Origin of the sequence: Butyricimonas sp. (assembly GCF_019423355.1) — a bacterium.
In the GTDB taxonomy this organism is placed as follows: Bacteria; Bacteroidota; Bacteroidia; order Bacteroidales; family Marinifilaceae; genus Butyricimonas; species Butyricimonas faecihominis.
This window is the reverse complement of record NZ_JAHZBP010000015.1, coordinates 69,348-95,108: the sequence shown is the minus strand read 5'-3', so window position 1 is coordinate 95,108 and position 25,761 is coordinate 69,348. Positions and strand designations below refer to the sequence as shown.

Sequence of the window (25,761 nt, the reverse complement as noted above, 5' to 3'; positions counted from 1 at the left end):
CACGTGATTTGTAATCTCGGGGTCGTTGGTTCGAATCCGACAAGAGGCTCAAAAGAAGGGAAGAAAAGTGAGTAAGTTCTTTTTTAAGTTGCTGTTGTAGCTCAGGGGTAGAGCACTTCCTTGGTAAGGAAGAGGTCATGGGTTCAAATCCCATTAACAGCTCAAAGGTGGCAGTCAATAAATTGGCTGCTTTTTTGTTTTATTATACTATCATTCAGATAGTTACACTAAACAAATCCTTATCATACAGGACATTGTAATTCAATGTAAGATCAAATAACTACTCGTGATTTCTAAAGTCGAACATAAAAAAGGACGATCCCCAGAGTTTTTTATAAAACCTTCGGGGATCGTCTATTTCTAACTCAGATTCCTTCGCTAAGAATTATTTTACTTTCTCGTAGATATAAAGTTCATGAATTTCTCCGGTATACCCTTCTTCCTTGAACGGACCTTGTGACATACCAAGAACGATTAATGTACCACGATTATTTAAAACAACCAAATCATCATTTACCGGGTCAATTGAAAGACCTTCAATCTCTCCAGAACGACGGAAATCACTCATCTCACGAAACAACTCAACTCTTCCGGCTTTTGCCCCTGCAGCAATTTTACCTTTACGCATTACAGGCTTTCCGTTTTTGTCAAGTTTCACACTGAACGGAGTATCTTTAACCACTTCAGTTCCTTCCTGCAAACCGGTGAAATGCACTTCCGTAATGTCAGCAACATAAATATTATCTGGAATATTATATAAAGATTCTCCATCATCTGAAGTGAAAAGCATTTTCCCGTCAGCGATAAAGATTCCTTGGCACCAGTAGGGAGTCGGACGACATTGCATTTTCGTGTAGTATTGTCCTGTTTCAAGACTATAGCAATACACGTAACGACTATCCACCCAGTCAGACATCCAAACCATATTTTTCTCACGATCAACAGCAAGCCCAGACACCTCTACCTGTCCTGATTCAGGAGACCAAGGAAGATCACGTTTCCATTTTAAAGTCTCTGCGTCATAAATTGACACGGCAATATTGTAACCACGTCCGTATTCGAATTTCTCGATACCGCAATAGATCTCTCCATTGTACACGTCAATATCCCCAAAGTGGTTAGCAATTTTAGGATTCTGGAACGGTTGATCGTTCTTCATGACAAGATTACCTTGCTTATCATACTTATAAAGAACTTTGGTGTCGGAAACATAATAATAGTTACTGTCGATAGCAATTCCTTGACGTCCTGCCACGGGAATAACTCTTTTCAATCGATACTCAGTTCCCAGATGTTGGGCATTTGCAGACATTCCTACAAAAAGTAATGCCAGAGCGAAAAATAATTTATTCATAATCCAATAATTTAATTTGTTGGTAAAAAGATTAAGTATTATTAGAATTTAAGAAGACACATGATTTGCAAGCTATTACCCGTACCAGTTCTTGTTCCAGCATCTTTTACCTTGTCAGGATAAGCCGAAATGGTATAATTTACCTGGAACTTAACATCCTTGATTATTTCATAGGTACAACCTAAAAGGAAGTTATCCTTGTTGTTTGCAGAAGTCTTGGCTGCTTTGTCACGGTACATATCATAACGTACAACCGGTAAGAACTTACCAATCTTATACGCTGCAAGCACATAAAAACCATCTTCCTTCACGTTAGCATCATCACTTTGAATATGGCCGTATTCTGCACGAACATCAAGACCATTCGGATCATAATACCAAGCACCGGTGATAAAACGATTCATCGGAAGATAATCCTTCGCATCTCCATTTTCGTTCAAACCTTTATATTCTCCCCAATTGTAACAACCGATGATACGCAATTTCTCTACCGGACGGATTGTAATACGACCCACAAGATCTTTCGATTTATTGTCATCGTTCAATGTCGGGAGATAACCGTTCGTCAATGATAACTGATAACTCAGATAGCTAAATTTTTGATCTTTGCTTTTGAAAAGGTCTCCATAAGCCATCACTCCAAGATCACGACCATAATCAATAAGATCTGCAGAAGAGATCGCATTACGACACACCATACGGTAACAGATGTTCGAGAAATCCACGGTCTCTAAAGTAGACGGAGAAATATCATAATTCTCGAAACCAAGCGGCAAATAATATTGACCTGCACGGAAATGCAAAGCATCAGTGATATGAGCATTAACAAAAGCGTCCATTACCGTGATCACTTTTTTCTTGTAGGCAGAGTTATCAACCGATCCGGAGAAACACTCCAACTGGGCACGGAAATCAAAGGTTTTTGAAACTTTTTTATCAATGATCAAACGCATACGTTTCAATTGGAATGATGATCTGTTATCCCCATTCTTGTCCCCCCAGTTATAACCGGTTTGAATATAACCAGAGAATTTAGGCAATATCGAAAGAAGTTTATTTACTTGTTTTGTAAGGTCGTCGTTATTGGCTTGTGCGACCTCGCTTTTCGTGTTAGAAGGTTCGTCTTTATCAGACTCGGCCCGGACAATTGTACATACAAAAAGGGCACAACATAACACCAATACATTTAATAAATAGTTTTTTTTCATAATGACATAAATTAAGTTTATTGTAACTATGCGGGATAATTCTTCACAGAATTATTCTTTAGGATTAATCACATTTTCTCTGATTCCCCACTCTGAAGTATGGAAACGCACTTTCGGATTTCGGACATCATTGCACCGAACAATAACGGCTCCTTCTTTTTCCCAGTACCCTTTCACCGTTAGACCATGCATCGGACCGTCTTCCGGCCCCCGGACAGTTTTATCATCCGGGTTCACCACAATCTTCAAACCACAAGACTGGTTTAGCATATCCATGTCTCCCCGGCTATTTCCCCCCACTACAAGTGGACGAGTTTTAATGAAAGTCGGGATAACATTCGCTTTCCCATCATCTTGCGGAATCGGTAACACGATCTCATTTGTCAACACCCCATCTACCACGACAGACTTCATCCCGAGAATATTTACTTCGGGGATTCCCAATTCCTCTGATAAAAATTTTTGATATAAAAACTCGGGAGAAGCTGTCAATATCCAAACCTCAAATCCATACTCTTTCAAATTAGCTATAAGCTGTTTCATTTCCGGGTAAAACTTTCCTTGATATGACTCCACATAGCAATCATACCCCAACTTTGCCACTTCCTCCGGAGTCATTCCCGCCAAAAAGTGGGCACGATCTTCGACATAAACCTTCCCCACGTTATTACCGTCTTTTACCATCCGATTCAAAATAGCCATTTTTTCCTTGGAAACCTTATCATTTTTGCCCTTATAATATTTATCGGCATAACGATATAAAGCTTCATCCGCCAAATAGTGTGGTGCTTGCCCGATCACAGTTCCATCCCCGTCGAATACCGCTACTTTACGAATATTCATGGTTAAAGTCGTATTCAAGAATGTTTCAATTCTCTCATTAATTTCCTTTGACCACCCTTTGATCTCCCGGTAAGTCTGCGCGTAAATCGAGGACGTAATGAATAGCAACAATATAACCACTATTCCTTTCGTCAAATGTTTTGTATTCATACAATTTATTTTTTATTGTTGATCAGAATAATTCTATTTCTTCACCTCAATAAGGCATCATTATTTTCTATTTTGCACAAGGTATTGTTCCTCCTTGTAAGTAAAGCCGACGAAAACGATCGACAAGGCACAAGCGATAAGCAACAGCACGAACGTCCCGTCCCACCCGAACGAACTTTCCGCCACGTATCCCATCACCACGTTCGCCAGGATAGCCGTCCCGAAGAAGTACCCGAAGAACCCGGTCAACCCGGCCGATGTCCCGGCCGCGTTCTTGGGAGCGAGGTCAAGAGCCTGCACCCCGATAAGCATCACCGGGCCGTAGATGAAGAAACCGATGGCGATCAAGGATAGCGTGACAATCATGTAGTTATCCGAGAACTGCCAGTAAAGGAAGATAAACAAGGCCACCAAGGCCATGAATATGATCGTCGTGATAGCGCGGCGTCCCTTGAACACCACGTCACTCAACCACCCGCAAACGAGGGTCCCGGGGATAGCCGCGAACTCGTAAGCGAAATAAGCCCAGCCGGCCTCTTTAATATCATACCCTTGCGCCTCCTTCAAGTAGGTCGGGGCCCAGTCCAGACAACCGTAACGAACCATGTAAACGAAGGCGTTAGCGATGGCGATAAACCACAACATCTTGTTATTCAGCACGTACTTGAAGAAAATCTCTCTCGTGGTGAGGACCTCTTCCTGTTTCTCGCTGTAATTCTTGGGGTAATCGTTCCGCCATTTCTCTATCGTCGGTAACCCGCAGGACTGCGGGGTGTCACGAATCAACACGTACGCCAGCAGGGCCACGAACAGGGCCACCGCCGCCGGGAAAATATAGGTACCAATGATAAAGTACTTTGAACTGTCCACCCCGTAGAACCACGACCCGAACCACATGGCGCCGTACACGGCCATCGGGCCCACGAGAGCGCCACCCACGTTATGGGCGCAATTCCAGATAGACATTTTCGTCCCGCGCTCCTTCACGGAGAACCAGTGAGTCATCACGCGGCCGCAGGGAGGCCATCCCATCCCGTTAAACCACCCGACTAGGAAGTTCAACACCGCCATGATCACGATGGAGGTCGTGCTTGCCCCGAACAGCTCGATCGGCACGGCCATGAACATCATGGACAGGGCCGCCAATGCCAATCCTAGAGGAAGGAACACGCGGGCGTTGCTACGATCCGAAACGCTCCCCATCAAGAATTTCGACAGGGCGTAGGCCACCGCGTTCAACGACAACACGATACTCAGCGATCCCTTGTCGAACCCGTAAGGTCCGGCGGGGTCTGTTAGAAACGGCATCGCCATCGAGAAGTTCTTCCGCACGATGTAATAGCCGGCGTAACCGATGAAGATGCCGACGAAGACCTGCCAACGCAGGCTCTTGTAAGTCGAGTCGATCTTACCTTCCGGTAATAAATCCTTGTGAGGTGCTGGTTTTAAAAAATTCCACATGTTATTAGATTTATTGTAAAAATATTTTGTTATAAACACACTTCCACGTTTTTTTGGCTCTACGGACTTGTTCTACCCTCCCAAAAAAATACATTCTTGTATCGTGTTTCTTTGCCGATTCATAATTATCATTCTTTTAATGGACGCCGCACTTCTTCCTTCCTCGAATGAAATCGAAATCGATTGCTTTCTTTTTCGCAATCGCATTGTTTCATTATGCAACAAATGTATGAGAATTGAATTTTAAAACAAAATGTTTTTCGAAAAAAAATCGTTTGAATTTTGATTTTAACACATTGATTTTCGATATATAATCAAAAAATGCATTAGAGTGATGGAATTAAAATCACTCTAATGCATTGGCTAATATTGATATAGGATGTTCGCAACGTTTGGAGGTGGACATTTCGATTTGCCATTTGCATGTTTCGCAATCGGTAACCACGTAATCAATGTCAAGCGCTTCTATTTGCTTGAATAAAGGTTCTCCTATGTTTTGAGAGGTTTTATAATTCTCTTTTTTGAAACCGTAGGTTCCCGCAATACCGCAACATTGCGAATCTAATATGGTTAATTCGATATTCGGGATTAATTTCAACAACTCGATAGAATAGTAAGCCCATCCCAGTTTTTCCATGTGGCAGGGCGTGTGGTAGGCGACCTTGATTTTCTGCCCTGTTTTGAAATTCAATTTTGTTTTCTTTTGGCTTAATAAACGATAGATATACCGGGTAGCCAACTCCACGTCCTCACGAACATCAGCGTTATCAATATCCAACAAGTGAGGATACTCGTCTCGAATCGTAAACGTGCAGGTTGAAGACGTTGCTATCACGGGCATTTTTTTCTCCAACACGGACTTTCGAATCGAATTTATATTCGTACGAGCCTGTTTTTGCGCTTGTTTGATCAATCCGTTGGAAATCAAGGCGACCCCACAGCACTTTTCTTTTTCTAAAAGTTGCACCCCGATGCTAAAAGCATTCATGACCTTAATTAAATCTTTTCCCAGCTGAGGATTGTTGTAATTCACGTAACACCCATGGAAATAGCTTACTTGGCTTGGATAGGCGGCTTGTTTCTCTGCGACTTTTTTATACCAACTTTCGAAAGTGCCGAAAGCGTATTTGGGGAACGTGCGTCGATGGTCGATTTTCATAACCCCATCCAAAATTGCCTTCACCGGCTTTAGGCCCAAAGTTGTATTCACGATCGGGGCAAACGGAGTGGATAACGTTCCGACAAGATCTGTATTGGCTAGAATATAGTCTCGGAGTTTCGGTTGTTTTTTGCTATATTTAATTCGAGCTGCTTGGATAATGTCTCCGATTTTCACGTTCGAAGGACAAGCGACTTCACATCTTTTACAGTTAATACAATATTTCAAGGATTCATCATAGAAGTTGAATTTTTTCAACCGTAGGCGTTCTCCATCGGGGCCTGCTTGTTTGGGACCCGGATAATTGGGATTTACTGCTGCTACAGGACAATAAACGGTACAGATCGTACATTTGATACATTGTTCAAAATTGTTGTCGCTGATATTATGTTGTTGGAGATTCATGGCTTCTTTATTTACTTAAAATCTGTTCTGCTATATACATGGCACTCAAAATGGAAACTCCTGCCCCGCATCCCTCTTTCAAAGGATTGAATCCCTCAAGGATTGCCCCGGCTGCATAAAGATTCTCAAAGATTTTGCCTTCTCGGGTACAACGGAACGTGTTGTCGGTTTTGATCCCGAAAGATTGATAAGGTTGTGCATCAAACACATCGCTATTATACCATTGTGTTCTATTCGGGGCAAATGTTACATCGAGATCAAAAATTGGTTCGTATATTTTTTCTGTACTGGCAATCAATCCTTGACTGAAATAGCTTCCTGTGGCAAGAATAAAATTTTGTCCAACGAAAGGAATGTCCCCATGATTGAAAGAGTAAATCTGTGAAATTCTGTTACCTTTTATATCTGCGCGTAAAACATTATCTCCCAGCATGAAAACACCTCCATTTTGTTGGAAAACAGAACGAAGTTTTTGTTGTGTATGTATACCAGGAACGGAAGGAGGAAGAGTTGGCAAGAGATAGATTGGTTTGTTGATTTCTTTTCGCAAGTAATCTACCACATCTTCCCGATTCAACCCCGTGATTGCGGGTAAAATAATTGAATCACAATCTCCGCTTTCCGCTTTTAGTATTCGGGCTAATTCTTCTATATTTTCCTGCTTGTCAAATACCCGGGCAATATTAACGGAGCGCATCTCTGTCGGATTCTTGCGCAAATTTTCAAGAGCCGGGAAATTGATAGAATGAATACTGCATTTGGCTCCCATTTTTAGGAATTCATCCGCGATGAATCGCGTGTAAAAATCAAGGAATCCCGTGATGTTAAAGATGCCCGGATGCTGGATTGGTAAACATTTTTCGTTTTCGCTTATTAATAAATTTTTAAGCGTGAGCCAAGTGGGTTTCAATGTCCCCATTGGAGTCACTCGATAATGATTCTCTTCGTGATCCCCTTGGGTCGAAATTCCTGCATTTTTTAAAAATTCTTCCGCTTGTCGGGTTAATTCCTTAAACTTATTTTCGCCAAGTTTGGCATAAGGATGCGTGGGAGCTTGTTTGACGAGTTCGCTTATCGCATCCAATGGTTTTTGGACGCTTGTCCCATCGGGTAAATTATTTAACAAATCAAATGAACCGGAAGAAAAATGCAAAGCACTTTGTCCCGATGATATGATAACACATCGCTGCCCCCGTTGGGATAAATAAATTCCACTAATTAAGCCGGATAAGCCACCACCGATGATGATTGTATCGAATTTCATGTTATTTCTTAGATGATGATGTTAAACCACAAACGCCTTCATAAATCCAGGCCGTATACTCACTCTCGCGTAACGTGTCTCCCCAGGCAATGGGCGACATCCCTTTCCATCTTTCGTTCAAGAAAGAGGCAAGATCTGCCTTGGCTCTATTCGTGCATACTTTATTCATATCACTCATTAAACCAGCTGCACGACACGCGCAAAGTTCTCCTTGGCAGGTTCCCATGCCGACGCGAGTTCTTCGTCTCAAGTCAACCAGATTGTTTACATCCAGCTCGTTTAAAGCGTATTTTGCCTCGCCAACAGAAACCTCTTCGCATTCACATATCAAGCTATTGTCTAATGGCGTATTTTCAGAAAAACGATCGGCCATATCTCCATGCCTGTAAATCGTCGAATTGCGTTGCGTAAGAGGTACGGATATGATTTTTTTGCTGATTTCTTCTATACTCTCCCTTGAACCAGGAAGCTTTTCCGTGGCTGTCGTACAAATGGCAGAAAGGTTGAGTTTTTTGCATATCAAATCTGTTGTCCACTCGGCCATTAACCGGTAGGTCATTAATTTCCCTCCCGTGATCGTGATAAATCCTTCCAACCCGTCACGGGTTGCATGATCCAAGAGTACGATTCCCCGACTTACACTTCGGCCGCTAGGATCGTTGTCAGACGCAACTAGCGGGCGCACTCCGGCATATGCTCTTAATATACGAGTTTGAGCCAGAATGGGTGCCATCTTTTCCCCTTCTTGTAACAGCATGTCAACCTCTTCCGGGGTTACTTTCATGTGATCAATTTCTTCAAAAGGCACTTTACTAGATGTTGTTCCAATGAGGCAGATCGTGTCGCCCGGAACAAGAATGTCAGCATCGGCTGGTTTACGACACCTGTTCAGGACGATATTGTTTACTCGATGTCCAAAAATCAGTAATGCTCCTTTCGAAGGCAACATGTTTATATTAATATCCACAAGTTTTGCTATATTATGTCCCCAGATTCCTCCGGCATTGACAACAATAGTAGCATAATAGGATTTGATTTCGTTTGTTTTATGATCTAGAACTTTTACTCCAATCACCCGATTTTGCTCTCGCATGATCTCGATGACTTCTTGGTATGTGAGTATCGTTGCTCCATGTAATTTGGCGTCCATCACGTTGGATGCTGTCAGGCGAAACGGGTCCACGGCGCCATCCGGTACTCTTACCGCCCCGATAATATCCCGGTTTGCAGATGGTTCTAGACGTAATGCTTCTTTCGGGTCGATGATGTCCGCACGAATTCCCGCCTGCTTACACGCCTCGACAAATTTAGCCTGATAGCTGAGATCATCCTCGGGTAAACTTAGGAATAAACCATCTGTTTCTTCTACACAATGACTGGCAATTTTGCGGAGCGTCATATTCTCTTTGATACATTCTTCTGCGGACTCTTTGTCGGTCACGGCGTAACGGGCTCCACTGTGCAATAAGCCGTGATTTCTCCCCGTGGCACCGGTTGAGATGTCGAATCTTTCCAATAGAAGTGTTTTTATACCCCTGCGAGAGCAATCTCTGGCAGTTCCGGCGCCGGTAGCGCCACCTCCGATGATTATCACATCAAACGATTGTGTAGTTTCGTTCTGCTTCATGTGTATGAAATTTTATTTTTCACTACAAAGAAATGAATAAAACGAAACATATCAAAATTTAAAAGCAATTTTTTTGATCAAAACGAAACAAAAGAAAAGTATTTTTATTTCGAATGAAATAAAATAATCTGAAAAAAGAAATACATGAGGATCTTATTTCAATAGTTTCAAAATTCCATATTAATAAAGTAGAAGAGCATGATTATCATTTAATCGTTTGTATTCTAGGAATGTATTCATTTGTGATTATACGAAGAATTATCACTATAATAATGGTATATGAATTTTGTATATAATAAAAGGTATACTTGAGAAAAAAGAGGAGACAAAAAGCATAACGGGAAAATGCTTTGTCTCCTCACATCACCAACCGATTAACATGCCCCAATTGCTTGGGGTTTTCACCAATAATCGCTATATTTGTAACAAACGATGTTCAAAGATAGTACAAATTTGGATGAAAACAAATTTATGTTGGATTATTTTTGATAGAGTAACATAATTTATAGTAATTCTAAATAAAGCGGTATGTCATTTTCAGAAAGATTACAAAAGGTAATGGACGAGCAGGGGTATACAAAATATAAAGTAGCGAAAGCCTTACATATGTCAGCAACAACGATTTCCAACTACTTGAAAAATAAAACAAAACCCGACACTACAAAGTTGGAAGTGATGAGTCGTTTGTTGGGAGTAAATCGAAGATGGCTTTTAACAGGTGAAGGCGACAAATATCGTAAGGGAGATACAGCAACGGCGGAAACTTCTAGAGATCTTTCTGTGCGGGATAACGACGAACTCACGGTTCGCCATCTTGTAGAAATTGTAGGCAAACAAGCGTCTTCGTTACAAGCTAGAGATGAAGAAGTCAGAAAGTTAATGACAATGAATGAAGTCTTGTTAGGAAAGTTGACCATCTTGTTGGAAAAATTATTTGAAAAGCTTTAAGAGTCATACAATATTGGATTATACAAGCTCCCTGTAATTTATCTTTGCAAGATGAAATATAGAGGTTGTATCCCTTCAAATATTGAAATATAATAAAGAGTTTGTTCAGTTACTTATCCGTTACCTTGATTTAGCAAGCTGCAAATATACTTTAAACAATTCTTGCACTTTAAGTTTTACTTTTTAGAGATGAAAGAATTGCTTTTTTATATGTACTCTTGAATGATAAATGATGCAAGAGTAAACTTCATTATATCTAAAATTTGTCAAATGGGAAGTGTTTACTTTATTTTGACTTCTTATCAATTATAAAAAAAATTAAGAATTATGCGTAGTACATTCAAGTTGTTATTTTACGTCAAGCGTAACGTTCCCAAAAGTGATAACAGCCTACCATTAATGGGAAGAATAACTATAAACAAGGGAATTGTTCAATTCAGTCTTAAAATGAGCGTTCCACCTGAATTATGGGACAGTAAGGCAGGGAAAGCCATGGGGAAAAGTGAGAAAGCGAAAGATATAAACCGGCAGTTGGAACAAATTCGGGTAACAATAAACAATCGTTATCAAGAAATGATACAAGCGGGTGGAGGTGTTACAGCTGAACAAGTAAAAAATGCTTATTTGGGAATTGGTATAAAGCAAGATATGTTTCTCAAGTTGTTCGCTTGGCATAATGAATTATTTGCTCGTAAGGTAGGTAACGGTCGAACCCAGAATACGTACAAAAAATATTGTAATCTTTATAAACTAATGCAAGCTTACATTCTGAAAGAATATAATCGTGAAGATATATCATTAAAAGAATTAAATCTCTCTTTTATTAACGGTTTCGAGCATTTTTTACGTACGGTCCGGGGATGTTGTACAAATACAATTTGGTTGTATATGATCGGAGTAAAGCATATTATCTCCGTTGCACGAAATGAAGGGTTACTTGTTGTTAATCCATTTGCAGGTTATATGATCAGTCCTGAACAAGTGGATCGGGGCTTTCTTTCGGAAGAGGAACTACAATTGTTAATGAAAACCCCCATGAAAAATAAATCCTATGAGCTTGTGCGTGATCTATTTGTTTTTGCGGCATTTACGGGATTGGCCTATTCCGATATTAAAAATTTAACCAAGAATAACCTGCAAACATTCTTGGATGGCCATTTATGGATCATCACGCGTAGGCAGAAAACAAATGTCGATTCGAATATCCGACTATTGGATGTGCCCAAACGAATAATTGCAAAATATGAAGGCAAGACCGGGGATGATCGTTTATTTGCCGTTCCAAGTAACTGGTCATGTAATAATATATTGAAAAACATCGGTAAACAATGCGGATTCAAGATTAAACTTACTTTTCACGTGGGCCGTCACACCTTTTCAACTTCGCTTACATTGGCGAAAGGAATGCCCATTGAAACCGTAAGTCGAATTCTAGGCCACACAAATATAAAAACCACGCAGATTTATGCAAAGATAACGAACGAGAAGGTGAGCAGGGATATGGAACTTCTTTCACAGAAATTAGCTGGATTAGAAAAACAACTAACAGCGACAATCTAGGTTTGTTGTGAACAACGAAAAGGATGAATAAATTTGTGAGGTTTTATCCATCCTTTTTATGATGCAAAATACAAGTTAGAACAGCTACTAAGGCATTACCTCTTTATCAATCGAATTTTATTAATATTCTTGTAATTAAGTTGTTAGGTAGTTGTAAATGGTTTTTACAATAAAAATCTAATAACATGTGGAATTTTTTAAAACCAGCACCTCACAAGGATTTATTACCGGAAGGTAAGATCGACTCGACTTACAAGAGCCTGCGTTGGCAGGTCTTCGTCGGCATCTTCATCGGTTACGCCGGCTATTACATCGTGCGGAAGAACTTCTCGATGGCGATGCCGTTTCTAACAGACCCCGCCGGACCTTACGGGTTCGACAAGGGATCGCTGAGTATCGTGTTGTCGTTGAACGCGGTGGCCTACGCCCTGTCGAAATTCTTGATGGGGAGCGTTTCGGATCGTAGCAACGCCCGCGTGTTCCTTCCTCTAGGATTGGCATTGGCGGCCCTGTCCATGATGTTCATGGCCGTGCCGATCGAGCTGTTCGGGGCAAGCACGACCTCCATCGTGATCATGGCGGTGTTGAACTTCCTAGTCGGGTGGTTTAACGGGATGGGATGGCCTCCCTGCGGCCGCGTGATGACTCACTGGTTCTCCGTGAAGGAGCGCGGGACGAAAATGTCTATCTGGAATTGCGCCCATAACGTGGGTGGCGCTCTCGTGGGCCCGATGGCCGTGTACGGCGCCATGTGGTTCGGGTCGTGGTTCTACGGGGTGGACAGTTCAAAGTACTTTATCATTGGTACCTATATTTTCCCGGCGGCGGTGGCCCTGTTCGTGGCCCTGCTGGCGTACGTGTTGATTCGTGACACCCCGCAGTCCTGCGGGTTACCGACGATAGAGAAATGGCGGAACGATTACCCCAAGAATTACAGCGAGAAACAGGAAGAGGTCCTCACCACGAGAGAGATTTTCTTCAAGTACGTGCTGAATAACAAGATGTTGTGGTTTATCGCCATCGCTAACGCCTTCGTTTACATGGTTCGTTACGGTTGTCTGGACTGGGCCCCGACCTACTTGAAGGAGGCGCAAGGGTATGATATTAAAGAGGCCGGCTGGGCTTATTTCGCTTACGAGTTCGCGGCTATCCCCGGGACCCTCGTTTGCGGGTGGTTGAGTGACGTGGTGTTCAAGGGACGCCGCGCTATCACGACGATCATATTCATGGCCTTGGTGGCCTTGTTTATCTTCCTTTACTGGCAGTTCTCGGATAACTACATGATTGTCACGCTATCCTTGATCGCCATCGGTTTCTTCATCTACGGCCCGGTGATGCTTATCGGGGTGCAGGCTCTTGACCTCGCTCCCAAGAACGCGGCCGGGACATCGGCCGGGTTGACCGGGTTCTTCGGGTACTTCTTCGGGACGGCTATCCTGGCGAACGTGGTGATGGGATACGTGGCGGAAAGTTCGTTCGGGTGGGACGGGACGTTCGTGCTGTTGCTTATCGCTTGTGCCTTGTCGATCGTTTTCGTCGGCTTTACTTACAAGGAGGAACAATACCTTGTGCAAAATAGAAAATAATGAATACCAAATAATTCAAATTTAATAAATTATGGTTAATAAATCATGGAGAATTGCAATGGCATGTAGCATAGCCTTGGCTTTCATGTCATGCGAAAATCAGAAATTTAACGACACGTTTGTTGACTCTGAGCGTGTACATGTAGACACCCTATCAACAGAATTACAAAAAGTACGGGATTACGTTCCCCAGTATGCAGTAGTAGCTCACCGTGGTTCCACGTACTGGACTCCGGAAGAAACCGAAGCTGCTTATCGTTGGGCTCGTGAAATGGGAGCCGATTATCTGGAGGCAGACTTACAGGTTTCTAAGGACGGTGTTATTCTAGCCTTGCATGACACGGACTTAAAACGTACCACAAATATTGAAGATGTTTTTGGTGAAAGATTCCCGGAAAAAACAAGAAGGGAATATTATGACCTTTTAGGTTACAGCGCACAAAAAATCGATTCATTGATTGACGTGGATAAAAAAGCATTCGTTCCCAACTATCCCTGCTCTTATACTTACTACGAATTGATGCTTTTGGATGCAGGAACTTGGTTCAATCAAGATGCTGTTAGTCAAGAACAAGCCCGTAAAGGATTTTCTGAGAATCATCAATACATCTCTACCCTTCAGGACTTGATCATGTATTCCAAAGGATTCAAATTGGAAAGGTATGCTCAAGATGCCCCACTACCCACAGGTCATGTAAATATCTGGGGAGATGCTCTCGAAAATGAAAGAGTCGTAAAAAAGATGGTTGCAACGAATGAAGAATTCAGTAATCCGGTAAACTTCGGTGTAAAAGATAAAGTTGTTCGTTATGAATTCGGCTATGTTAAAGATGATCTCGGTACGAGTGGAAACATCCCCGGAATTTATATCGAATTCAAAGAGCCGTGGTTAAATCCATCTAACTTTGAACAAATGGTATACAACGAGTTAAAAATGGAAAATGTAACCGGATTCGCTGAAAAGCTTAACATGAACATTATCGCCGGAGGTGAAGAATCTGAAAGCAATCCTTTCTACAAAGACGGTAAAATTAACGTTGGTAACACGAATGGAAAAGTTATTCTTCAAACTTTCTCGTTACAAAGTTTAACTCGCGTATGCGACCTATTTGATGGTCAAGTTCCGATGTGTTTCTTGTTATGGAAAGGAACCGGAGCAACAGACTTAACTTACGATGATCCTCAAGGATATGCCTCTTTCATCAACTTGGCAGTAAAATACAAAGCACATTTCATTGGACCCTGTATTGCCGGAGCCCCGAACAACTATCCTGAATTAAATTATCCGTGGCAACACAACTTGATCCACCGTGCAAAAATGAAGAATCACCCGTATTCATTCGATACTTATGACCAAATGGCTAAATATTTCGGCCAATACAACTGGGGAAGTGATGGTGGTTCCCGTTACGAGGCTCCTTACTTGGATGCATTCTTCACGAACCACACGGATATGAGTCTTCAATACATGGTTGACTTTGGTTACAGAAAATCTCCCGCACCAACGAAAATTCCGGATGCACGTGAGGTACTGGATAATTTAGGTTACGAAAAATAATTTTTAATCGATTATTGTAATGAAAAAATACATATTATTACCTGCCATGATGGTAGCCGCAATGTTATCTACCACTGCAGTGAAAGCCCAAGAAGATGTAAATCCTTTATTGAAATATGTCAATAAAGAAAACAATCTTAAAGCAAGCATCGGTGGTCGTATGTTTGCAGACGTAGCTTATTATCACACGGAATGGACCCCGATGAAATCCGGTGCTGCCATCACGGACGCTCGTATTCACGCCTCTTTAACTTACGGAAAATTGTTTATCTACGCGGACTTCGGCTTCGGTAACGGTGAATTCAGCCAAAAAAACCTATTCGCACAATATACCTTCAAAGAAAGTTTAAAAGGAATCCATTTGGTAAAAGCCGGTTATTATAACGAGCCGTCAAGCATGAGCATGATGACCAGCTCATATAACTATCACTTTATCAGCCGCCCGTCAGTTTCCCAAGCATTGGATCCGGGACGGTCACTGGGAGCCACTTACAAATTCTTCAACAGACATTTCTTTGCCGATCAAGGTATTTTCTCTCAATTGAAATACAACGAGCAAGAAGAAGGTTATCAAGGATTTAGCTTAAGTGGACGTTGGTTATGGAAACCTATCAACGATAACAACATCACCTTACAATTCGGTACAGGATTACGTTACCAAAGAATTAACGGTGGAGAGGTTTACCAAGATGGCGTTTATAAAACGAACATGCACGTGGCTGCCAACATGCAAACTTACGTGGATGAAACTACTAAATTTTTAAGTTGTGACCTTCCTTGGGCAAAAGATGCCTTCACGATCAGTCCTGAATTCTTATTCAAGAGCGACCGTGTATTTGCTCGCGGAGAATTCATCTGGAAAAAAGTATGGAAAGACCGTGATGATCAAACCTTGTTTGAAAGTCAATTAGGTGGCCAACAAAGTTGGACGAATGTTGAAGGATGGAGAAGTGGAAACAAATTGCGTCCCACGATCATGAACGGTGGTTACGTGGAATTCGGTTACCTGCTTTGCGGTAAAGCTTATACCTACGATGACGAATACGGTTTATTAAAAGGCATGGGTGACAAAGGCGGTTTGGAACTCGTAGCTCGCTACTCTTGCACGAACTTAACAGATATTACTGACGGGGACATTTTCTTGATTGGTAATCACAAGTTCTACCCGAACGGAAAAGTTGTAGACTATCCCTATTCTTCTAGTATTGACGGGGGTACCATGCACTCGGTAACACTTGGATTGAATTATTCTTTCAATCAATACATTAAAATCATGGGAGAATATCAATATGCTAACTTGAGTAACGTATATTTCCCGGATGACGAGAATTTTCATCAACTGCAATTACGAGTAATGTTTGCATTCTAATTGTCAGGAAAATTTTAGAAAAAGAAATCACACCAGAAGAGCGTGTCCGCATGGCACGCTCTTTTATTTTAAACCCGGAACAAAATAAAGGGGAAGTAACGGGGAAATAGGTCATTCCAAATATCTCACAAATATTCTATCTAAACAGCAAAGCCAGTTGCTAAACGGGTTTAAAACCTAGGGGACACGTCAATTCCTCTTACTTGATAACTTAACTCCCCCTTAACTCTCACTTAATTCAAAATATAATCAACAAAAGTAAGGGTACAAAAGGAAATATCAAGCCGATAAAAGTATGACAATTCAAGTCATCTCACGCCAATATTTTTCTTTAGAACGGGTAACCGATCGCCAAGTGGAACCTTAAACCATCCTTGAACTTGGGGATATTATAATATCCCGACTTATCCGGATTCTTGTAAGGAGTATGCAAAGCAATTCCCAGATCACCCCGGAGTACGATAAAACCAAAGTCATAACGTAGGCCGAAACCTGTTCCCAAAGCAATCTCTTTTAACAAACCTGCCAACTTAAACTCCCCGCCCGGACGTTTCGGGTCATTCCGCAACAACCACACGTTACCGGCATCCAAAAAGATAGCCCCATTCAGTTGATACATGATTTTGAAACGAAGTTCCACGTTCCCTTCCAATTTAATATCTCCCGTCTGATCCAGATAAGCCGTTTTGTTATCACTTTCCTGATGATAGCTACCGGGCCCAATTGACCGGATCGTGAACGCCCGGATACTATTTGCTCCCCCGATATAAAATTGCTCGCTATACGGCATCACCCGGGAATTCCCGTAAGCACAACCGATGCCCCCCATAAAGCGGGTTGCCAGTAGAGAGGTTTCCGTTATCTTACGGTACACGATTACTTCAGAGGTTAATTTCAAGAATTGCGAGTAGATATTACCGAACAACTTCTTGTTTTGCCCCTGATGATTTCCCGTGATATATTGTACGGCGGAAAGAATGTTTCCTGCCGACATAATCGTATTCTGCCAGTACAATCGATTGGGATTCCGTCTTGTTGCCGCCCTGTCATAAGTGTACGAATAGGACATGGAAGGAATCAACTGATTTTTAAAACTCATCGCTATCGCCGGGTTATTCTCCATCGTTTCATCAAATTCTTTCGAAGTCTGCAACAAATGGGTGTACGTGATCTTCAAAGGTGTTATCGTGTGGAACACTCGCCACGAGCTTTGAAAATCATAACTGAGAGATCCCGTGAAAGAAAGCATCCGGAAAAAAGTATGGCGATTCAAAAAATCTACTCCAATCTGGAAATTCGTACGTTCAGCAAACTCCTTGCTACTTTTCAGGAAGTTAGGTACCAGCAAGCGAGGCAATGACAAACCGACGTTCACACCTAACTCGTAAGAATTGATTAACCCGGAATTTGAATTTGTCTTTTTATCCCCGATTTCCCATTCGTAAGCCCCATTCAACTTAAAGGTCAGGTTCTCCCCGCCCCGGAATAAATTCTTATTCGTTATTCCCAACGACAAACCGGGCCCGAGCAAATTATTGGATTTAGAGGAAACATCTACTTCTATTTCCGTCTCTATCGGTAAGTCGTACACGGCATTAATACTAAAGTCCAAACTTCCGAAACCGGACTTTTTCACGCTATCCGCCCGGGTCACGTTCAGGTTGGTATATTTAAAAATCCCAAGCCGGGCCAGACTCGTCTGCGTTCGATTCTGTCGCCAGAACGAATAAGTGTCTCCGGGAAGTAAATGCATGGAACGAGCGAGGACCTTGGGCTTCACGTCCAACGGTTTCGTGTATTTCACCTCTATCCCCTTATAAGACAAGGTATCTTGTGTCTCTGACTGATCGGAATTTTCCAGAACAAGTTCCACGTTTCCCACCTTGTACGGTTGCAAGGCTACCGCCGGGACACCATGTTTCAAAGCAATACGAACATCCGCTACCCGCCTTTCGCGTGTCGTGTCAACCAAAAATTCGATATAATCCGATTGAAAATAATAATACCCGCTATTCCGGAACATTTTAGTTATCCGGGTTCGCTCATCTTCCATCGTGTACAAATTATACTCCGCCCCGGATTTTAACAAGCACCCCCGTTGCGTTCTCTGTATCAGACTATCCATTCTCCCCGTCCAGCCCCAAAATTCAACAGTTCCCAGCAAGTAAGCTTCCGGCACATAAACATTATAACTGATTTTCGCTTTCTTGGGATTCCGTTTGTTCGGAATAATCTCGTAACTGGATTTCACCCCGAAATAACCGTATTCGCTGGCAGCATTCTCCACCACTTTCAAGCGTAGTTCCGGCTGTACATCAGAGATTAACACGGGTTTCTTGGCCAATTTTTTGTATAACCAATGCTTTAATCCCTTCTCTTTCTTCACATTCCAGTTATACACCCACAACCCAACCGGAAACGGGGAACGTATGTAAGGAGCATACAACGGGTTATTAGGCGGGAAACCTAACGGACCGGAAATAGCCGAACTTTTCGGTCCCTCCAACTTTACCCCTTTGGCGGTCTCTATATTCATCTTCTTCACCCCGGTGTATAACACCTCACCTTCGGTCAACCTCTTCGTCTGAGAACAAGAGCTACCCAATATCATGAATACTATAATAACAAATAAACTATTTCCCAGACTTTTCATTTTCTATCGGTTCTATTTTGGATTCTACTTGTACTTTCTTTTTACGGCGGAATATATCCATAAATTTTTGGAAATTCTTTCTTAATACCACACCGATACCGGTTTGCGTCACTTCACCCTCCAAGACACTCTCGTAGCCCGTGTGCCGGAAGATCTTTAGAAAAAAGTTCGGATTCTTTCCAAACACGTACTCGATGGCAATGTCATCCACAAGATTCTCCTCCACTCCCCCGGCCGCAGGGTCATTATCCGTGGAGATTCGCCCCCCGACTTTCACCCGCACCTTATTATTAAACAGTCGTTTCGAAAATTGATAAGAATAATCCGTTTTCTTGGATTCTCCTGCCTCTGACACTTGATTATAGGTATTAATACCAAACGTCAAATCCATATTCTTCAAATGTTTCCGAGACCATTGATTCAATTCATTTTCCACGAAATTATTCAGGGCATTATCAGAAGCATTGGACTTTGCCACCGTCCCCGGCCCGGAATAAGTTCCGTAAATCATCATGTTCATCGCCTCCTTTGAACGCTCCTCGGCTGTCATCGCTGCCAATTGGTTCTGTATCGTTATATCCCCTTCCGCTGCAAGATCAAACGTGATGTCCAGTTTCTCCAACGTGTTTGAAATTTTGATCATGGCATTGAACGTCACTAGGCGGGATTTCTGGCTATCATCCGTCACGCTAGCCGAAATTGTCTCCGCTGCCGTTATATTCAGGGTCGGATTAGCCAGATCCCCAGTCCATTCCACGAAACTACCGTCTTGTATCTTGAAATCCTTCTGCCCGATCACCGGCAGACCGTAAGAAACGATTCCACTCGTCAGAACGTATCTTCCCACGAGGCGGGTCTCTCCCACCGGATTCAATGTATAAGTCAGATTTCCCCCGCCATTTATTGCTACCCGGTTCTGCCCATTCGACGACAGCAACACATTCAACCCAACTAACGGTGCGATATTCACGGACATGAGCAAATCCAGATTCACGGAACTAATCTGCTGCAACTCATCGGCCGCAGCCAATTGAGTCGTGTCGCTGAACGAAACGAAGCGCACGACATCCGCACTCCGGTCCGTCAATTCCAAAGGCGAAGATTTCAACGTGTAATAGACTTCACTATTATCCAGCAAGTTAATATTTCCCCTGACCTTCAGATTATCCAACATTCCTTTCAAGGTTGCCGAGAGATCAACAAACACTTTCCCGTAAACCATGGTCTCCGTATTTTCTTTCACCTTCATGGCTTGGAAATTCTTAGCTTGAACAGAGGCATCCATCTTTATGGCCGAGAAGGATGCGAAATCAACCGTTCCCAATAGTTCTAATCGCTGTTTATTAGGAGCAATCAACCCGAAATGATTAAAATCCAAAAGATTATCATGAATCACGATAGCCGAAGAATCTATTTTAAAGGTCGTCCCGATCATCAAAGCTTCTATGGTTCCGTCCTTGAAACGCAAATCTCCATTTATCAATGGTTGATCCATTTGTCCCTTCACTTGAAAAGCCCCGATCATGTCTCCATCCAATTTCATTATACCCGGAGGAGTAAAGGCTCCCGCAACCCGCAAAGGGAATTTAGGGATGTCTATATCCAAGGCCATATTTTTATCTTCAACCCCTGTCATTAATCTACCTTTAGCCAAAAGCGCCTTTACCCCATCCACCGACAAGGAAAAATCCACGTCATGCTCTGTCTGTTGCGACAACCGATATTCAATACCTAATCCCAAATCTCCCACACGCTCTTTCCCGTAATAAAATTCGTCCACATTAACCGTCCCATTAACATCAATCACGTTATTTTTGCTATACATCTGCACATCAATCCCTAACAAACCGGATATATCCGGGATAAATGACAGCGCTTTAGACAAACCGCCCAAATCAACACCTTTAATATCTACAATCAAGGAGGCCGGTTTGTGATCTGCATCTTCTTCCGAAATCAAACGAATCCGCTTGTCTCCATTCAGCAATTGCAAGTTAGCTGCCGGAATTTCCCCTTGTTTCAAACGAATAAAATTGCCCCGGTTTATTTGCCATGAAACATATCCCAAGATAAGAGGATCGGGAGAAATACTCACGCTAAAAGCACTATCCTGCAAAGCAATATTAGCCCCGATATTGAATATTTCCCCTTCCTCGTTCGCGTGTTCACGTATTCTCACGTTTATCTGATCATACTCCACGTTTCCTTCCACGGTCAGCTGGGCCAATCCTTCCAATTGATCTTTAGCTCCGAAAACATCCACGCCATAACGTAAAGCCACGTCCTTCTGTTTTGCATACATCAACACACTATCCAGAACGATTCCCTCGATATTCAATCCATAAACCTTTGAACTTAACTCGAAATCATGGGAAACATCTGTTCCTAAATCTATAGCCATTCGTTCAAAACGAATTCCGTTACTTTTCAGGTAACCATTCAATAAATTTTCTTGCTTGGCATCTATGGTTAACCGGAAATCAGGTAACAGTTCGTTCAATCTCACCATGTTAAAATCATGCTTCTCAATCTGCTCAACCAACAATCCGCTAGCTGCACTAAAACGATCGACTAACGTGTAGCCTCCACCATCCCCTTCAAACTTCATGGTCAAGTCTCCCGCCTTGACATCCAACAACGTCTTGTTTCGCAGACCGGAGAAAGTAATATCCAGATTTCCCAACTTACGGGTAGCAAGATCCTGCAAAACAATATTCGAAAAATCAGCCCGTAAAGACGATGTACTGTCCGCCTTCAATTCTGCATCAACATTCAGTCCCAAGGAAAAAGCCATATTTTCCGACATAAAATGTAATCCTTTCAGATCTACATTTTTAATATCTCCATTCAAATTTATCTTGTACGCGTTCTCATCTGCCCGTAACCGGAATTTCATTCCCAAATTCAATTCCTGATTATCACTCCATAGTTCCCCGGCCAACTCCCGATCCTTCAATGCCGCATCCAAAACGACATTTTTATAATCGTACCCGTTATAATATAAGGAGGCTAATTCAAAATCCACTTTCGCCATCGCCTCTTTCCAATCAAGGCCCCGGCCCGATGCCAAAAGATTAGCCGTGATCACCCCCAACGAATCATTCGGCATGAATTTATCCAAAGCGAAATCTTTCAAATGAACTTCTGCACGATAGGTATTTTCTTTCCAGCCATAGCCCGCAACAGCACGTAATATTCCTCGTCCGGGATTCAACTCCATATCCACTTTTACCGCCTGATCCGCTATATTAACACCCGTCACTAATGACAGATGATCCGGAATAACCAATCCGGCCTCCCCATCCTCTGACAACAAAGGTGCGAAATACTCTCCCCGATCAACGACAAACGCAATATCCAATTTTCCCGCAACCTTTTCCATATCTGTCACGAATGTCACATTCCCCTCACTCTTCAAAGAAAAACCTCCTGTTGCACCAACATCAAAATGAGCAATATTCAACTGATCGACCTTACCCTTTATCAATCCAGACAAAGAAAAAACTTTATCCGATAACCAGTTATTTAACTGATCATTGGAGTCCGGCATAAATAATAGCACATCCCGCCCGGCAATATTTCCATCAATCGATAACTGAAAAGGAGTTTCCATACCGAAATCACTTATCCCGGATTCCGCCCGAACATTCATTTTCAATTGACTATTACTCGTTTTTAAAATCAGATTCGACACGTTAGTCTGTTCACTTTCCAAACTGACCCGACAAGACAAATCTCGCAAATCTAATCCATTTCCTTCCTTGAAACGTAAATTTTGAACAATTGCCGCCACCTCTGTTCCTTTATTGAACACGCTATCCACTTTCAACGAAAGCGCTGATATACGAATTGTTTCCGGGAACTGCTCCGCATCAACAGGAACACTCATCGGTTTCATTAAAAAACGATTATCCTCCAACTCGACCGTCCCCACCCGAACTTGCCAAGGCATACTTTCTTCCGTCGCCACCCCTGCTCCACTTTGCTCCCCGGTAGATTCTGCCATCAGTAGATCGCAAAAACCACGAAGCAACATGATTTTCTCTAGCTCAACAGTTTGTTTTTCCAGCCCCACATCCATTCCATTCAGTCGAGCCTCTCCCACCCCAGCATGGAATTCCCCCATAGGCAGCCCCTGCAACTGATAATCAATGCTATCGATTGTTACCTCTCCAACCTTAAAACGCCAGCGAACCGGCTCACTCCCCCCGGTTGTATCAACCGCAGACTCCCCACCGCCTAAATTCATCCGGATTTTTCCTCCTTTTAAAGCAACGAAAGGGATCTCTGCCTCCTGTTGGGACAGATTCAACCGATCCACCCGAAGATTCAGTTCCTTCAAAACGACATTCATTTTCAATCCGGAAAGAGAATCCCCGAAATTAACCGCTGCATTCTCCACGACTAAACGACGTACTTCAACTTCCTTCTTTAAAAGTTTTGTCAATGCAACATTCACCTGAATCACATCGGCATACAGCATCGTGTCTTTTTCCGTCTGTCCCAGATAAATCTTTTCAACGGCCAAGTCGAGTGGAAATTTCAACAAAATCCGCCCAACCGACAGTTTCATGTCCAAATTATTATTCACGTACTGCTCCGCCTTCCCTTTCACAAAATTCTGGATGGCTGGAACATACAAAAGAATCATGATAAGAATTACCAAAGAAAAAAGAACCAAGATAATTCTCAATATATATTTAAAAAGCTTTCGCAAAAATCTCATTTTCCTTTCTTCATCAAAGATTAATCAACTACAAAACTACAATTATTTCTCCAATTCGACCACTAGGGACAAGGCTTTTACCTCACATTTCCCAATAATACTTTTCCTCAACCCACAAACCGAATGCTTAATTTAACGAACAACTAAACCATAGAGTTACGGAGTAGTACAAATTTATATGCAGAATATCATTCCCTAAAACACTATCCGACAACATCTTATTCATAACCATTCGAAATAGTGTTTTTTTCTTCATTTTTTTTTCGTAATCTTGCATTTTGGTAGGCGGAATCTAACATTGAATAGAACCTATCATTTATAAATAAAAAATAATACTTATGTCACTTAAAAGAAATGTTCTTGATTTAAGAAAGAGAAAAGAAATTGTTCTTCAAGGAGGTGGCGAAGAGGCGATTAAGAAGCAAGCTGCAATGGGGAAATTGACAGCCCGGGAGCGTATTGAAGCAATTTTGGACAAAGACTCTTTCCATGAGTACGACATGTTCGTTGAGCATCAGTCCAAAGATTTTGATATGGATAAGAAAGTTCTTCATGGTGATGGTGTCATCATTGGTACCGGAACAATCTATGGAGAACCTGTATGTATTTATGCGCAAGATTTCACCGTAGCCGGAGGTTCTCTTGGTTTGATGCATGCTCGTAAAATCACTAAAATCATGGATCATGCCTTAAAAATGCGAGTACCCTTGATCGGAATCAACGATTCTGGTGGAGCTCGTATTCAAGAAGGTGTTGACTCCTTAGCCGGATACGGAGAAATTTTCTTCCGTAACACCCAAGCGTCCGGAGTAATTCCTCAATTATCTGTAATCCTCGGTCCTTGCGCTGGTGGAGCCGTATACTCTCCCGCCTTGACCGACTTCGTGTTCGTGGTAGACAACATTTCCAAAATGTTTATTACCGGACCTGAAGTTGTAAAAACGGTATTAGGAGAAGTCGTGACTATGGAAGAACTCGGAGGAGCTAGAGTTCACAGTGAAATCAGTGGTAATGCCCATTTCTTCGCTCATTCAGAGTATGAGTGTTTCGAACAGATCAAAAAATTGTTGACATTCATTCCCTGGAGTAACGAGGCTAAGGCTAAACCTTTCCCCTCCAAGCCACCAAGACCGGAATACAAGATCGAGAAAATCATTCCGTCTGATCCTACCCAACCTTACGACGTACGCGATGTAATCCGTGCTGTTGCCGATGATTCAGACTTCTTGGAAATTCAACAAGAGTTCGCTAAAAACATCGTTGTCGGATTCGGGCGTATCGACGGGGAGACTATCGGTTTCGTGGCTAACCAGCCTTCTGTACTTGCCGGAGTATTAGACTGTGACTCTTCTGATAAAGCCGGACGTTTCATCCGTTTCTGCGATGCCTTCAATATTCCGATCGTAACCTTCGAGGATATGCCGGGATATTTGCCGGGAGTTGAACAAGAGCACATGGGTGTTATCCGTCACGGGGCGAAAGTTCTTTATGCATATAGCGAGGCTACGGTACCCAAAATTACCGTAATCCTTAGAAAAGCATATGGTGGTGGTTATATCGCCATGAACTCACGTCACTTAAAAGCTGACTTCATGTTCGCATGGCCGACGGCAGAAATTGCAGTAATGGGACCGGAAGGTGCTGCCAATATCATCTTTAAAAAAGAGATCATGGCTGCCGAAAATCCTGAAGAAATGCGTAAAATCAAGGTTGCCGAATATCGTGAAAAATTCGCAAATCCTTACGTGGCCGCATCCAAAGGCTATATCGACTCAGTGATTGAACCCGAAGAAACCCGTAAGATTCTGAAACACTCCATCGAGGTATCCAGCAACAAGTCGGTATTAACTCCGGCTAAAAAACATGGAATTCCTCCATTTTAAACTAAAA

At 42.3% G+C, this 25,761-nt stretch carries 15 protein-coding genes and 1 tRNA gene; 7 read left to right on the top strand and 9 right to left on the bottom strand.

The annotated features are described in order from the left end of the window. Positions 1–90 precede the first annotated feature (90 nt). Positions 91–162: transfer RNA gene (locus QVC79_RS17080), tRNA-Thr, on the top strand. 223 nt (positions 163–385) lie between these two features. On the opposite strand, the gene QVC79_RS17075 is transcribed toward QVC79_RS17080, so the two are convergent. From QVC79_RS17075 to glpA, 7 genes are all read right to left on the bottom strand, one after another. After that, the gene (locus tag QVC79_RS17075; RefSeq protein ID WP_124317655.1) at positions 386–1,354 is read right to left on the bottom strand and encodes a YncE family protein; all 969 of its coding nucleotides are present in this window, start codon (positions 1,352–1,354) and stop codon (positions 386–388) included. Positions 1,355–1,395: 41 nt separating this feature from the next. After that, on the bottom strand, positions 1,396–2,562 hold the full coding sequence (locus QVC79_RS17070) for a porin (RefSeq protein WP_270595694.1): 1,167 nt from the start codon (positions 2,560–2,562) through the stop codon (positions 1,396–1,398). A 51-nt stretch (positions 2,563–2,613) separates the two neighbouring features. Then, positions 2,614–3,555 (bottom strand): HAD family hydrolase, encoded by a 942-nt coding sequence (locus QVC79_RS17065; RefSeq protein WP_270595695.1) that lies wholly within the window; start codon positions 3,553–3,555, stop codon positions 2,614–2,616. 60 nt (positions 3,556–3,615) lie between these two features. Then, on the bottom strand, positions 3,616–5,016 hold the full coding sequence (gene pgtP / locus QVC79_RS17060) for a phosphoglycerate transporter protein PgtP (RefSeq protein WP_151412241.1): 1,401 nt from the start codon (positions 5,014–5,016) through the stop codon (positions 3,616–3,618). Positions 5,017–5,362: 346 nt separating this feature from the next. After that, on the bottom strand, positions 5,363–6,580 hold the full coding sequence (gene glpC / locus QVC79_RS17055) for an anaerobic glycerol-3-phosphate dehydrogenase subunit GlpC (RefSeq protein ID WP_270595698.1): 1,218 nt from the start codon (positions 6,578–6,580) through the stop codon (positions 5,363–5,365). Positions 6,581–6,587: 7 nt separating this feature from the next. Next, positions 6,588–7,844, bottom strand: coding sequence for a glycerol-3-phosphate dehydrogenase subunit GlpB (gene glpB, locus QVC79_RS17050; protein ID WP_270595699.1), 1,257 nt, complete (start codon positions 7,842–7,844; stop codon positions 6,588–6,590). Position 7,845: 1 nt separating this feature from the next. Next, complete coding sequence (gene glpA / locus QVC79_RS17045; RefSeq protein ID WP_124318288.1) at positions 7,846–9,471, bottom strand: anaerobic glycerol-3-phosphate dehydrogenase subunit A; 1,626 nt, start codon at positions 9,469–9,471, stop codon at positions 7,846–7,848. A gap of 528 nt (positions 9,472–9,999) precedes the next feature. Between glpA and QVC79_RS17040 the strand changes: the two genes are divergently transcribed. From QVC79_RS17040 to QVC79_RS17020, 5 genes are all read left to right on the top strand, one after another. After that, entirely contained in the window at positions 10,000–10,419 is a 420-nt protein-coding gene (locus QVC79_RS17040) for a helix-turn-helix domain-containing protein (RefSeq protein ID WP_124317650.1), read from the top strand. A gap of 327 nt (positions 10,420–10,746) precedes the next feature. After that, a complete protein-coding gene (locus QVC79_RS17035; RefSeq protein WP_270595700.1) occupies positions 10,747–11,979 on the top strand; it encodes a site-specific integrase in 1,233 nt (410 codons plus the stop codon). Positions 11,980–12,164: 185 nt separating this feature from the next. Then, entirely contained in the window at positions 12,165–13,565 is a 1,401-nt protein-coding gene (gene pgtP, locus QVC79_RS17030) for a phosphoglycerate transporter protein PgtP (protein WP_151412241.1), read from the top strand. Between the two features lie 31 nt (positions 13,566–13,596). Further along, positions 13,597–15,123, top strand: a complete 1,527-nt coding sequence (locus QVC79_RS17025) for a glycerophosphodiester phosphodiesterase family protein (protein ID WP_270595672.1) — start codon at positions 13,597–13,599, stop codon at positions 15,121–15,123. Between the two features lie 19 nt (positions 15,124–15,142). Next, positions 15,143–16,492, top strand: a complete 1,350-nt coding sequence (locus QVC79_RS17020; protein ID WP_124316057.1) for a porin — start codon at positions 15,143–15,145, stop codon at positions 16,490–16,492. 331 nt (positions 16,493–16,823) lie between these two features. On the opposite strand, the gene tamL is transcribed toward QVC79_RS17020, so the two are convergent. Continuing rightward, positions 16,824–19,145 (bottom strand): translocation and assembly module lipoprotein TamL, encoded by a 2,322-nt coding sequence (gene tamL / locus QVC79_RS17015; RefSeq protein ID WP_270595671.1) that lies wholly within the window; start codon positions 19,143–19,145, stop codon positions 16,824–16,826. Beyond that, the gene (locus tag QVC79_RS17010; protein ID WP_270595670.1) at positions 19,126–23,796 is read right to left on the bottom strand and encodes a translocation/assembly module TamB domain-containing protein; all 4,671 of its coding nucleotides are present in this window, start codon (positions 23,794–23,796) and stop codon (positions 19,126–19,128) included. The genes tamL and QVC79_RS17010 overlap by 20 nt, the downstream gene beginning before the upstream one ends. A gap of 413 nt (positions 23,797–24,209) precedes the next feature. Between QVC79_RS17010 and QVC79_RS17005 the strand changes: the two genes are divergently transcribed. After that, positions 24,210–25,754, top strand: coding sequence for an acyl-CoA carboxylase subunit beta (locus QVC79_RS17005; RefSeq protein ID WP_270595669.1), 1,545 nt, complete (start codon positions 24,210–24,212; stop codon positions 25,752–25,754). Positions 25,755–25,761 lie beyond the last annotated feature (7 nt).

Excerpts from the sequence above, each read along its gene's own strand:
- glpB (WP_270595699.1), bottom strand. The coding sequence starts at position 7,844 with ATGAAATTCGATACAATCATCATCGGTGGTGGCTTATCCGGCTTAATT.
- QVC79_RS17065 (WP_270595695.1), bottom strand. The coding sequence starts at position 3,555 with ATGAATACAAAACATTTGACGAAAGGAATAGTGGTTATATTGTTGCTA.
- QVC79_RS17020 (WP_124316057.1), top strand. The coding sequence starts at position 15,143 with ATGAAAAAATACATATTATTACCTGCCATGATGGTAGCCGCAATGTTA.
- QVC79_RS17010 (WP_270595670.1), bottom strand. The coding sequence starts at position 23,796 with ATGATTCTTTTGTATGTTCCAGCCATCCAGAATTTTGTGAAAGGGAAG.
- pgtP (WP_151412241.1), top strand. The coding sequence starts at position 12,165 with ATGTGGAATTTTTTAAAACCAGCACCTCACAAGGATTTATTACCGGAA.
- glpA (WP_124318288.1), bottom strand. The coding sequence starts at position 9,471 with ATGAAGCAGAACGAAACTACACAATCGTTTGATGTGATAATCATCGGA.
- QVC79_RS17035 (WP_270595700.1), top strand. The coding sequence starts at position 10,747 with ATGCGTAGTACATTCAAGTTGTTATTTTACGTCAAGCGTAACGTTCCC.
- QVC79_RS17025 (WP_270595672.1), top strand. The coding sequence starts at position 13,597 with ATGGTTAATAAATCATGGAGAATTGCAATGGCATGTAGCATAGCCTTG.
- QVC79_RS17005 (WP_270595669.1), top strand. The coding sequence starts at position 24,210 with ATGTCACTTAAAAGAAATGTTCTTGATTTAAGAAAGAGAAAAGAAATT.
- tamL (WP_270595671.1), bottom strand. The coding sequence starts at position 19,145 with ATGAAAAGTCTGGGAAATAGTTTATTTGTTATTATAGTATTCATGATA.
- QVC79_RS17070 (WP_270595694.1), bottom strand. The coding sequence starts at position 2,562 with ATGAAAAAAAACTATTTATTAAATGTATTGGTGTTATGTTGTGCCCTT.
- glpC (WP_270595698.1), bottom strand. The coding sequence starts at position 6,580 with ATGAATCTCCAACAACATAATATCAGCGACAACAATTTTGAACAATGT.
- QVC79_RS17040 (WP_124317650.1), top strand. The coding sequence starts at position 10,000 with ATGTCATTTTCAGAAAGATTACAAAAGGTAATGGACGAGCAGGGGTAT.
- QVC79_RS17075 (WP_124317655.1), bottom strand. The coding sequence starts at position 1,354 with ATGAATAAATTATTTTTCGCTCTGGCATTACTTTTTGTAGGAATGTCT.
- pgtP (WP_151412241.1), bottom strand. The coding sequence starts at position 5,016 with ATGTGGAATTTTTTAAAACCAGCACCTCACAAGGATTTATTACCGGAA.